Source organism: Vibrio sp. KUL70, from assembly GCF_059725515.1.
The window spans coordinates 349,865-361,874 of the sequence record NZ_AP045834.1; the positions used below are offsets into that span (position 1 = coordinate 349,865).

The window sequence follows — 12,010 nt, forward strand, 5'->3', positions numbered from 1 at the left end:
GTCACATGAACCACTTCCACCAGACAAACAGAGCAAGGAAGCCGAATAAGTAAACCAAACCGGCAATTGATAGCAGTTTCAGTTTTGACCCTAGTGCTAAGGCTTTAGGCAGCTCTGCTTTGCTCACCAAAATGTAGTTAAGTAGAGCAAAGAATGGTGTGGTAGCGAACGCCAACACCATCGCAAAGTTTAGCATCGGCATTAGAGCGGACGTGAAGAACATGACAATAGCGATCGCAGCTATGGAGACGACAATGATCCAGCCTTGTAACATTTTAGGGCTGTCCGCTTTATTGGTGAGCAGTCGTTGTGACTCGGCCAAGACTCGTGAATAACCGTCGATCACTGTAATGGTACTGCCGAAGATACAAAAGAAAGCGATAATGGCGATCAGAGGGCGTGACCATTCTCCAATGGTTGAAGCATAGATACCAACTAATTGATGGGTAAAACCAACACCAGAACCTGAGAGTTCAACCCCCGAACCATGCAGTACCAGTGCGCCAAGTGCAACGAAGACTAAAGCCAGTAGTGCCGTACCAATGTAACCTACATTGAAGTCAAACAGAGCGGATTGCGCGGTTACGTCATGCTTGGTTTTTTGGCTCTTAAGCCACATCGAGGTGATGCTTGAGATCTCAATTGGGGCTGGCATCCAACCCATGGTTACCACAATGAATCCAATCGCAGCCAGAGACCACGGTGAAGGTGGCTCAAAGGTCGCTGCTGGTTCGATGGGTGAACCAAACGCAATCGCCACCGCAGCCAAAGTGGTAATGGTTAATACAGCCATGATCGTTTTTGAGAGCATATCTAGAGCACGATAATGTCCTGCAAACAGAATGATCAAACAGGTCGCAAGCACAATGATTGATAGCGTGCTAGTGGCGAGTTCGAAAGGAATAAAGTAACTGAGTAGGCTCGCGCTGAACAATAACAATGCAGCGGTATTCACGACCGCAGAGATCGCACTAAGCACCGTGAAGACGAGTAAGTAAGGACGCCCAAGGTTAGAGTAGCCTTCGACTAGGCTCTGCCCAGTACCTAAGGTGTACTGGATGCCAGCTCGGAAAAATGGGTATTTAAAAAGGTTGACCAGAACGATCAGCGCGGCCAATTGCCAGCCATACATAGCCCCTGCTTTTGTGGATGCGACTAGGTGAGAGCCACCAACGGCAGCAGCTGCCATCATTATCCCTGGACCGAGTGATTTCAGTAATCCAGATAGCGGCGTTGGTTGAGTGGGGTGAGGGGCGGTGACCGTGTTTTCCATTAATACATCCTTGGGTTTTTCTTGTTAAGCTCCTGTTTCCTTATCAATAACATGTTTAAAATTACTGTCAATTAAAATGTACGATATTGGCTTTTATTTGTAATTATAAATGTACATTTTGGTTTGCTTTTATTTTTGAGAAATCTATGAGACGAAAAAAATATCATGGCATTAGTTAAATACACGCCTCCGACCGATCCTTGGATTGAAGTTGTGTTTGAAGATGAAGATATCTTAGTGGTCAACAAACCATCAGGATTACTGTCGGTTCCCGGCCGAGAGCCAAAGCACTATGACAGTATGTGGAGCCGAGTTGTAGAGGCTTACCCACAGGCGCAAGCCGTGCATCGCTTGGACATGTCGACCTCAGGTCTGATGCTGTTTGCCAAGCATAAACAGGCTGAGCGCCATTTAAAGAAGCAATTTCAGTATCGATTAACTCATAAACTTTATTACGCTCGGGTGTGGGGTGAAGTGGCGCGGGCTGAAGGGGAGGTTGACCTGCCTTTGATTTGTGATTGGCCAAATAGACCTCGACAGAAAGTGTGTTTTGAACAGGGCAAGCCTGCCCAGACTCGCTACCAAGTAGCGCAGCGTGAGGAGCATACAACTCTGTTACGTTTGCTTCCGATTACAGGGCGTTCTCATCAGTTGCGTGTTCATACCATGGCACTGGGTCATCCGATAGTGGGAGACGAGTTTTACTCAACGGAGTCAGCACTCAGTTATTCTCAACGATTAGAGCTTCATGCATCTGAACTCAGTTTTTATCATCCTGCGACTGACCAGTTATTTACCGCGTTTGTCCCGTGTGACTTTTACCCAGAAGCCAAGCCGCAGATCGCTCAACATTTTGATATTGAGCAGGAACTACCAGACTACAAAAAGCTGAAAGGTTAGAATGGACTGATAGACGAATGTTGAAACAAGGAAGAATAATGAGCAAGCCTAAGGTGGTGTTCCTCGATAGGGCAACCATTCCATCCCAGATCTCTTTAAAAGCGTTGAGTTTTGAACATGAGTGGGTGGAGTATGACTTCACTCAACCGAACCAAGTCGCTGAGCGAATAGCAGACGCAGAGATTGTTATCACGAATAAAGTGGTGCTGAATGCTTCCAACTTATCATCCGCCGCTAAACTGCGTTTTATTGCTGTCTCTGCTACTGGCGTAAACAACATTGACCTGGAGTACTGTCAAGGTAATGGAATCTCAGTCAGTAACATTCAGGGATACGCGACTCAGTCCGTTCCCGAACATGTGATTGCAATGCTGTTCGCCTTAAAGCGTAACCTTAAGGGCTACCACCAAGATATCGAGCGTGATGTATGGCAACGCGATAAACAGTTCTGCTTTTTCACGCACCCAATTCAAGATATTGCTGGCAGCATCTTAGGTATCTTGGGGAGTGGCAGTTTAGGCCAAGCGACTGCAGTTTTGGCCAAAGCGATTGGAATGCAGGTGGTGTTTGCTGAACGCAAGGGAACGAGCACTTGCCGCGAGGGTTACACGCCCTTTGAAGAGGTACTTAAAACCGCGGATGCAATCAGCTTACACTGCCCGTTAACGGCTCAGACAGAGAATGTAATCTCTAGCGAAGAGTTTCAGATGATGAAACCAAATTGTGTGCTGATCAATGCAGGACGCGGTGGACTGGTGGATGAAGTCGCGTTAGTTGAAGCGCTGCGCAGTGGCGAGATTGCAGGGGCGGGTGTTGACGTATTCACGGCTGAGCCGGCAGATAAGTCTAACCCTCTTTTAGCAAACAGTGACTTACCTAATCTTATTTTGACACCTCATGTGGCGTGGGGCAGCGATAGTGCGATACAGAAGCTGGCGGATATTCTAATGGATAACATTGACGCGTTTGCAGCAGGGGTCGCTCAAAATCTAGTGACGTAGTCTTTGGTTTAATTCCTCCAATAAAAAGGTTGGCATAGAAGCCAACCTTTTGTGCTTGAGAACGGAATAAACTTAGCCTTGTGGCTTCACCACCAAAACATTGATTGGTGAGTTCTGTACCACTTTGCTTGCTACAGAGCCTAGAACCACTTTATCAATCTTAGAGCGCTTATGGCTTGGCATAACGATAAGGTCTGCGCCTAGCTTCTCTGCGTGGTCTAAAATGGTCGAGTAGGTTTTACCTTCAGCCACATGTACTTTGTAGATCACTTCGTCATCGATGTATTTATCTGCAAACTCTTGAAGCTGACGCTTTACGTCTTGCTTCATTTGGTTTGCTGCATCTTTCGGGAAGTAAGATGCAACCATAGACATGTGAATACCTGGCAGAACGTTCAAAAGGTGAATCTCTGCGTTGCTATGTTTGGCGTGCCATACTGCAAGTTCAACGGCTTTGTCTGAAAAGCCTTTGTCATTAAGATCAACTGGAACAAGGATTTGTCTGTACATGTTTTTGTCTCTTTGGTTTAGCGGCGCTGAGCGAGTCTAACGCCGTACTATCCTTTCCGTGTAATACAGAAGTGAAAGTGTTTGGAATACTCTCACTTCCCATCGTTACGCGCTAATCTCATCCTTACGAGCACGTCTTCTTTGGTTCATACCTAAGCCAATGAGGATCAATAGAGTAGGAACAAATACCCATTCTTTCATTGGTCGGTCAGCATCTTGAATGATTGACTTAATTTCCCAATCAAAATCGATACCAGCCGCTTCAGCAGGGCTGCCAAACTCAACCATGTCGACAATCATCTTGCCGTCAGCTTCGGTTAGCATCAGACCCATTGATGAGATACGTTCTTCAGCAGTGGCTGCCTTGTCATCAAACGGCAGACGCACAGTCTTTTCTGAGTATTCGCCTTCTAGGTTCTCACCACCGACTCTTAGTTCGATAGATTGTCCTACATTTAGCTGCTCAGTAACTTGCGCAATCTCAACACCTGGTGAAAGAACTTTCGCTGGGTAGATCATGTCCCACCAGAAACCCGGACGGAAGAAAGAGAAGGTAAGTACAAGTAAGAGTACTGTTTCCCACCATTTATTCTTAGTGAACCACCAACCTTGCGTCGCGGCAGAGAAGATCAGCATCGCTGCTACCGATGAGAAGATCGTCAGCGCTAAATGCCACCATGAATCAATGCCCATCAACAGTAGTTGGGTATTGAAGATGAACATGAACGGTAAGATGGCAGTACGGATATCGTAAGTAAAGCCTTGAATACCAGTACGGATTGGATCCGACTTAGCAATCGCCGCGGCTGCAAAAGCTGCTAGACCAACAGGTGGTGTATCATCGGCTAAGATACCGAAGTAGAACACGAACAAGTGAACGGCAATCAGTGGAATGATCAAACCGTGTGCTGCACCTAGCGTTACGATTACCGGCGCCATTAGGGTTGAAACAACAATGTAGTTTGCTGTTGTTGGTAGACCCATACCTAGAATCAAGCTAATTACCGCAGTAAACAACAGCATGAGTAGGATGCTACCACCTGAGATAAACTCAACGAAGTCAGTCATAACCAGACCGATACCAGTAAGTGTTACCACACCTACCACTGTACCAGCTGCGGCAGTCGCCACACCGATACCGATCATGTTACGCGCACCTGAAACCAGTGCTTCAGCTAGATCGATAAAGCCTTCTTTTGTTTGAGCCGCAAGATCTTCAGATTTGGTCATCATCGCCATCAGTGGACGTTGAGTGATCAGAATAAAGATCATAAATACCGTTGCCCAGAATGCTGATAGACCCGGAGAGAAGCGCTCAACGGTTAGACACCATACTAGAACCACGATAGGCAGTAGGTAGTGTAAGCCTGACTTGATGGTTGGACCTGGATCCGGTACTTCCGTTAGGTTCTCGTCGATTTCGATACCGCCCTCTTCAGCGTATTTTGCTGAGATGCGAACCAAACCAAGATAGGAGAGAAGTAGAGCGACTGTGACGATAGGTGTCGCAGCTGCGCCAAACACATCTTTCGTCCAACCAACACCGTAGTAAACCACTGCACTGATGATACATAGACCTAAAATCGTGCCAGTGAACGATAGTAGACTTTGAACTACAGTTGGAGTGTGACGACGAGGAAGACCTGTCATGCCCGCTTTACACGCTTCTAAGTGAACGATGTAAATCAGAGCGATGTAAGAGATAAGTGCTGGTAGTAGTGCTGCTTTGATAACCTCAACATAAGAGATACCCACGTATTCCACCATCAAGAATGCAGCTGCACCCATGATTGGCGGAGTGAGTTGTCCGTTGGTTGAAGCTGCTACTTCTACTGCGCCCGCTTTAGTCCCAGGGAAGCCAACACGTTTCATCAGTGGAATCGTGAAAGTACCTGTGGTTACTACGTTAGCAATCGAAGAGCCAGAAACAAGACCAGATAGGCCCGAAGCCACAACAGCTGCTTTTGCAGGACCGCCTTTCATGTGACCAAGCAGTGAGAATGCGACTTTGATGAAGTAAGCACCCGCACCCGCACGCTCTAGCATTGCACCAAAGAGTACGAACAAGAATACGAATGAGGTAGAAACACCCAGAGCAACACCAAACACACCTTCAGTCGTTAACCATAGATGCGACATTGCTTTGTTGAGACTTGCACCTTTGTGTGCGATCACGTCTGGCATGTATGGACCACCGAACGTGTACAGCAGGAATACAGCTGCAACCACCATAAGCGGTGGACCAAGTGCACGTCGTGTCGCTTCCAGTAGCAGTACCATACCTGTTACCGCTGCCACAATATCAAAAGTCGTCGGAGCGCCTGAACGGCCAGCGAGCTCCGTGTAAAAAATGTAGATATAAGCAGCAGAGAAACTACCAGCAAGCGCCAATATCCAATCAAGAGCTGGTATATAGTCGCGAGGAGAATTCTTTAATGCTGGGTAAGCAGTAAATGCAAGAAAGATAGCAAACGTGAGGTGGATAGCTCGCGCTTGAGTATCGTTCAATACAGCGAAGTCAAAAATAAATGGTAGCGGAGATGCATACCAAAGTTGGAACAATGACCAACATAGCGGCACAAACCATAGAATACGACCTTGCATACCGCTCGGGCTACGTGCTCCAGTGTCTGATTGTGCCACCATTTCTTGCACATCAGAAGACGGTGATGTTGTCTGCGTCATGTACTTTATCCTTATTATTGATGGTCTAGCCTTTTCGCATGTCACAGCGATACGTAATTTTTCTTCCTATCTAGTGTAGTGAACTGACAAGAAAATGCGTTTTGGATCAACTGTGTCTTAGGCTTGATACGAAGGTAAGTTCTCCAATTTGGAGAGACTTAAAAGTTTGTCTCTTTTCACTTAGGTTCTTTTTATAAAGCGTGAAAAGCCAATAAGGAGGGCTCGCCTCCTTATTGGATAGAGTAGGTTTGAAGAGGGATTACTTCAGAAGACCCACTTCTTTGTAGTATTTTTCAGCACCTGGGTGTAGAGGGATAGAAAGACCTGCTTTTACCATGTCCTCTTTCTTCAGGTTTGCAAATGCAGGGTGAAGACGTTTGAACGTGTCAAAGTTTTCAAATACTGCTTTTGCAACGTTGTAAGCAACATCGTCTGATACGTCAGTCGTTGTTACCATAGTTGCTGCTACACCGAAGCTGTTTACGTCAGCGTCTGTACCGCGGTACATACCTGCAGGTACTGTGCTGTATGCGTAGTATGGGTTTTCAGCAACGATCTTGTCGATTTGAGGACCTGTTGCAGAAACTAGCTTAGCGTCACAAGACGTTGTTGCTTCTTTGATTGAACCGTTCGGGTGACCAACCATGTAGATGAATGCATCAATCTTGTTATCACAAAGTGCTTGAGAACGCTCAGAACCTTTTAGTTCAGACGCTAGCTTGAAGCTGTCGTTAGTCCAACCCATAGCGTCCATTACAACACCCATAGTTGCACGGTCACCAGAACCTGGGTTACCAATGTTTACGCGCTTACCTGCTAGGTCAGCAACGCCATTGATGCCAGCGTCTGTACGAGCAATGATGTTGAACGGTTCTGTGTGTAGAGAGAACATAGCGCGTAGTTTTTTGTACTCGCCTTGATCTTTGAACTTACTTGTACCGTTGTAACCGTGGTATTGCCAGTCCGATTGAACAACACCGAAATCCAGTTCACCAGCACGGATAGTGTTAACGTTGTAGATTGAACCACCTGTTGATTCTACTGAACAACGGATGTTGTGGTCTTTGCGGCCTTTGTTCACGAGTTTACAAATAGCACCACCTGTAGGGTAGTAAACACCCGTAACAGAACCTGTACCGATTGTGATGAACTCTTGAGCGTTAGCTGCGCCAGCGCCCATTACAGCAGCTGCAATCGCACCAACTTTAAGAAGTTTGGTAAATGCCATGAATTTCCCTTCCTTTATTCATTATTAACCCTGAAGCAAGTGTAGTTGCTTCTGGAGTTTCCTCTTTGGAAACGGCACCTTTTTCAATCCATGTGATGAAAAAGTGGCTGAATAATATCAAAAAATTGGCAGTAAATTACTCGAATGTTAAAACTTATAGCGAAAAAATCTAAATAACGGTGCACTAATATAACGTTTTAGTTGCAACTAGATTTTTTAAAATCAAATAGTTATGTGATTTTTGGTGGCTGGAGATGGATATTTCAGGATGTGATTTGGATCACGAACTTTATAGGTGTTCATGATCCATTCGTATGAGCAATGTTTATGGCGTTTCAAACATTAGCCAGCGTATTCAAACAGTTCACATACCGACTCAAATAGCTGTTTGGTTGTGACTGCCAACGTTGGGGTAATAAAGATAGTGTCATCACCAGCAACCACGCCTAGGATGCCTTCAGACTTACCTAGAGAGTCCAATAAGCGAGCGATTAACTGTGCAGCACCAGGACCTGTGTGAATAACAACCAACGCGTTATTGTGGTCAATATCTAGCACTAACTCTCTGAGTGAGCTAGAAACTGTTGGAACACCTAGTTCAGCGGGAAGACAGTAAACCATCTCCATTTTCGCATTGCGAGTTCGAACCGCACCAAACTTAGTTAACATACGCGAGACTTTTGATTGGTTGATACTCTCAAAGCCTTCGTGCTTGAGTGCGTCGACAATCTCACCTTGAGAGCCAAAGCGCTCTTCTTTTAGTAAAGCTTTAAAAGCGCGAACTAAGTTGTCTTGTTTTTCGGTATTGCGCATATGTCTTCTTATTTCTAAACAAATCTATTTGCATATTCTCGCATACATATTCAGTTTTAGCCAAAGTATCCAGGCAATTTGTTAGTCATATCACTGTAAACATTAAATAGAATAATATGCCATTAATGACGATTTGCTTTGTTATTTCAGTCAATTATTCACATAATACAAATTCTCTGTGTAGCACGGTTTTATTGACTTGCGCGAGGTCGCAAAGCTGGCGTTAATTGATTGTAATCACTTTGTGATTATTATAGTTTTTGAACTTAAATTAGCTCACAAATCACCCTACTAAGAATTTATAAGAGAAAATCTCTCAAGGAGAATAACAAATGAAAGTAGCTGTTATTGGTGCCGCTGGTGGCATCGGTCAAGCCCTAGCCCTATTACTTAAGAACCGCCTACCTGCTGGTTCTGATCTTGCTCTTTACGATATCGCTCCAGTAACACCGGGTGTTGCTGCTGATCTTAGCCATATCCCAACGCCGGTTTCGATCAAAGGATACGCGGGTGAAGATCCAACTCCAGCGCTAGAAGGTGCTGATGTCGTTCTTATTTCTGCGGGTGTTGCACGTAAGCCTGGTATGGATCGTGCGGATCTTTTCAATGTAAACGCGGGTATTGTTAAGTCTCTAGCTGAAAAAATCGCGGTTGTTTGTCCAAAAGCTTGTGTGGGTATCATCACGAACCCAGTGAACACAACGGTGCCAATCGCTGCTGAAGTTCTTAAGAAAGCAGGCGTTTACGACAAGCGTCGTCTATTCGGTGTTACGACTCTAGATGTTATTCGTTCTGAAACATTCGTTGCTGAGCTAAAAGACAAAGATCCAGGCGATATCCGTGTACCAGTTATCGGTGGTCACTCTGGTGTAACAATCCTTCCACTACTTTCACAAGTAGAGGGTGTTGAGTTTACAGACGAAGAGATCGCAGCACTGACAACTCGTATTCAAAACGCGGGTACTGAAGTAGTAGAAGCGAAAGCGGGCGGTGGTAGTGCGACACTATCTATGGGCCAAGCAGCTTGTCGCTTTGGTCTAGCACTTGTTAAAGCGCTTCAAGGTGAAGAAGGCGTTATTGAGTGTGCATACGTTGAAGGTGAAGGCGAGCACGCACCATTCTTCGCACAGCCAGTGAAACTTGGTAAAGAAGGTGCAGAGGCGATCCTGAGCTACGGTGAACTCAGCGACTTTGAGCGCAATGCACTAGACAGCATGCTAGAAACTCTAAATGGCGACATCGAAATCGGTGTTGAATTCGCTAAATAAGCGCATTTAGATTGTCTTGATTCAAAAGCCGCTCTGATGAGCGGTTTTTTTGATCTCGGCTTTTGATCTTTGTTTGCTAAAGGCTCGTATTCCCGTTGAAATGGAAAACCGAGGGTAGGGTATGAGTCGAGTACAAAAAGGGACGCACGTCGAATATTTGGGGCACCTAGGTAAGGTGCTAGTGATTGATGAGCAAGAGCAAACCGCCTTAGTTGAGTCTTATCACACCCATGAGCAATATGCAGTGCCGCTAGAAGAGCTAGAAGCGATTGATACGCAACTTCCACTTTCATTGGAGTCTAGCCGTTACTAACTCCCCAAAAACTAAAAAAGAGCCTCTGAGGGCTCTTTTTATTAATCTGTCGAATCCCAGTTGCGCTGAATGACTACTTGCTGCGTTTTACCGCTAGGTGAGCCAGTGTTGTTAGCGCTTGCTTGTATTCTGAATCTGGAAGTATAGATAACTCGGCAATTGCTTTATCCGCCTCTTCGTGCGCCTTCTGCGTGGTGTACTCTAGAGATCCTGTCGCCTTCATTGCTGCAAGAATATCGTCAAGCTTCTCCATACCGTTAGAGTGCTCAATCGCTTCGCGGATCATACTTGCTTGCTCTGGTGTACCGTTGCGCATGGCGTAAAGCAGTGGCAGAGTCGGTTTACCTTCTGCAAGGTCATCACCCACGTTTTTACCCATCTCTTTACCATCTGCGGTGTAGTCCATCACATCATCAATCAACTGGAAAGCGGTGCCAAGGTATTTACCGTAGTTCTGCATTGCCGTTTCGACTTCAGGTGACGATTCAGTCAAGATAGCGCCAATTTGTGTCGCTGCTTCAAACAGGCGTGCAGTCTTCGAGTAGATCACCTGCATGTAGCTTTCTTCAGTGGTGTTTGGATCATTGCAGTTCATTAATTGCTGAACTTCACCTTCCGCGATCACGTTTACCGCTTCACTCATCAGTTCAAGGATCCTTAGTGATCCTAACTTTGTCATCATTTGGAATGAACGAGTGTAGATAAAATCACCAACCAGAACGCTGGCTGCATTACCAAAGGCTGCATTCGCTGTTGCTTTACCGCGACGCATGTCCGATTCATCCACCACATCATCATGCAATAAAGTCGCTGTATGGATGAATTCAATAAAGGCTGCCGAGGTGATATGAGCGTCACCTTGATAGCCAAGAGCACGAGCTGATAAAAGAGCAAGCAAAGGGCGAAGGCGCTTGCCGCCACCGCTCACGATATAGAAACCAAGTTGGTTGATTAAACTTACGTCAGAATTAAGTTGGGCTTGAATTGTTTCATTCACTTTTGCCATATCATTGGCAGTAAGCGCTTGGATAGCTTTAAAATCCATTGTTCATCCGGCTAAAGTTAGACCCTGTAAGGCTTATACGTTGTATTAATTGTTGAATAATACACTAAAAAACGTTGATTAATACATCGCTTAAGGGCATGATTGCCGCACTTTTCTTTGGCGAACAGGTTTTCGCCAATTTTTTAAAAATATGGCTTGTCAAAGGCGTATCTTCTCTGTAGAATCTGCGCCCTATTGATGATTAGTTTAGCGCACACCCAAATGAGGCTGTGCGGAAAAAGCGGAGTAAAATATGTACGCTGTTTTCCAATCTGGTGGTAAACAACACCGTGTAAGCGAAGGTCAAACTCTTCGTTTAGAGAAATTAGACGTTGAAACTGGTGCAACTGTTGAATTTGATAAAGTTCTTCTTGTTGCTAACGGTGAAGAAATCACTGTTGGTGCACCTCTTGTTGAAGGTGGTAAGGTTACTGCGGAAGTAGTACAACACGGTCGTGGCGATAAAGTTAAAATCGTTAAGTTCCGTCGTCGTAAGCACTCTCGTAAGCAAGCTGGCCACCGTCAGTGGTTTACTGAAGTGAAAATCACTGGCATTAACGCTTAAGTTATAGGAGAGTTTAACAATGGCACACAAAAAAGCTGGCGGTTCTACTCGTAACGGCCGCGATTCAGAAAGCAAACGTCTTGGTGTAAAGCGTTTCGGTGGTGAATCTGTTCTTGCAGGTAACATTATCGTTCGTCAACGTGGTACTAAGTTCCACGCTGGTACTAACGTAGGTATCGGTAAAGACCACACTCTTTTCGCTCTTACTGAAGGTAAAGTGAAATTCGAAGTGAAAGGTCCTAAAAACCGTAAATTCGTTAGCATCGATTCTGAGTAATTTCTCAGTCTCAAGATGAATTTAAAAGCCCTGCCGTTAGGCGGGGTTTTTTATTTATAATGAGATTGAAATTAAAGCGAGAATAAAAAAGCAGGCGCTCTTGTTACGTGTACAGCAAAGAACCCCTTCTTA

General features: G+C 45.3%; 12 protein-coding genes. 6 read left to right on the forward strand and 6 right to left on the reverse strand.

From position 1 onward, the window contains the following. Window position 1: 1 nt before the first annotated feature. Window positions 2–1,273 carry an NRAMP family divalent metal transporter gene (locus AC6I7V_RS01610; protein ID WP_255231543.1) on the reverse strand — a complete coding sequence of 424 codons (1,272 nt, stop codon included), beginning with the start codon at window positions 1,271–1,273 and terminating at the stop codon, window positions 2–4. Between the two features lie 165 nt (window positions 1,274–1,438). Between AC6I7V_RS01610 and rluA the strand changes: the two genes are divergently transcribed. Beyond that, on the forward strand, window positions 1,439–2,173 hold the full coding sequence (gene rluA, locus AC6I7V_RS01615; RefSeq protein ID WP_498011210.1) for a bifunctional tRNA pseudouridine(32) synthase/23S rRNA pseudouridine(746) synthase RluA: 735 nt from the start codon (window positions 1,439–1,441) through the stop codon (window positions 2,171–2,173). 38 nt (window positions 2,174–2,211) lie between these two features. Beyond that, entirely contained in the window at window positions 2,212–3,174 is a 963-nt protein-coding gene (locus AC6I7V_RS01620) for a D-2-hydroxyacid dehydrogenase (protein WP_498011211.1), read from the forward strand. 72 nt (window positions 3,175–3,246) lie between these two features. Here AC6I7V_RS01620 and AC6I7V_RS01625 read toward each other — a convergent pair whose 3' ends face one another. The 4 genes from AC6I7V_RS01625 to argR form a co-directional block, all read right to left on the reverse strand. Then, on the reverse strand, window positions 3,247–3,684 hold the full coding sequence (locus AC6I7V_RS01625) for a universal stress protein (protein ID WP_255231540.1): 438 nt from the start codon (window positions 3,682–3,684) through the stop codon (window positions 3,247–3,249). Window positions 3,685–3,789: 105 nt separating this feature from the next. Then, complete coding sequence (locus AC6I7V_RS01630) at window positions 3,790–6,369, reverse strand: TRAP transporter permease (RefSeq protein ID WP_255231539.1); 2,580 nt, start codon at window positions 6,367–6,369, stop codon at window positions 3,790–3,792. A gap of 259 nt (window positions 6,370–6,628) precedes the next feature. Then, window positions 6,629–7,597, reverse strand: coding sequence for a TAXI family TRAP transporter solute-binding subunit (locus tag AC6I7V_RS01635; protein WP_255231538.1), 969 nt, complete (start codon window positions 7,595–7,597; stop codon window positions 6,629–6,631). A gap of 342 nt (window positions 7,598–7,939) precedes the next feature. Then, window positions 7,940–8,410, reverse strand: coding sequence for a transcriptional regulator ArgR (gene argR / locus AC6I7V_RS01640; protein ID WP_032553023.1), 471 nt, complete (start codon window positions 8,408–8,410; stop codon window positions 7,940–7,942). Window positions 8,411–8,742: 332 nt separating this feature from the next. Between argR and mdh the strand changes: the two genes are divergently transcribed. Then, a complete protein-coding gene (mdh, locus tag AC6I7V_RS01645; protein ID WP_032553024.1) occupies window positions 8,743–9,678 on the forward strand; it encodes a malate dehydrogenase in 936 nt (311 codons plus the stop codon). Window positions 9,679–9,799: 121 nt separating this feature from the next. Then, window positions 9,800–9,991 (forward strand): hypothetical protein, encoded by a 192-nt coding sequence (locus AC6I7V_RS01650; RefSeq protein ID WP_372064143.1) that lies wholly within the window; start codon window positions 9,800–9,802, stop codon window positions 9,989–9,991. Between the two features lie 73 nt (window positions 9,992–10,064). Here AC6I7V_RS01650 and ispB read toward each other — a convergent pair whose 3' ends face one another. After that, entirely contained in the window at window positions 10,065–11,036 is a 972-nt protein-coding gene (gene ispB / locus AC6I7V_RS01655) for an octaprenyl diphosphate synthase (protein WP_255231536.1), read from the reverse strand. Between the two features lie 253 nt (window positions 11,037–11,289). On the opposite strand from ispB, the gene rplU reads away from it, so the two are divergent. Together rplU and rpmA are read left to right on the forward strand one after the other, a co-directional pair. Then, the gene (gene rplU / locus AC6I7V_RS01660; RefSeq protein WP_032553027.1) at window positions 11,290–11,601 is read left to right on the forward strand and encodes a 50S ribosomal protein L21; all 312 of its coding nucleotides are present in this window, start codon (window positions 11,290–11,292) and stop codon (window positions 11,599–11,601) included. Window positions 11,602–11,620: 19 nt separating this feature from the next. Then, entirely contained in the window at window positions 11,621–11,878 is a 258-nt protein-coding gene (rpmA, locus tag AC6I7V_RS01665; RefSeq protein ID WP_032553028.1) for a 50S ribosomal protein L27, read from the forward strand. Window positions 11,879–12,010: the final 132 nt, after the last annotated feature.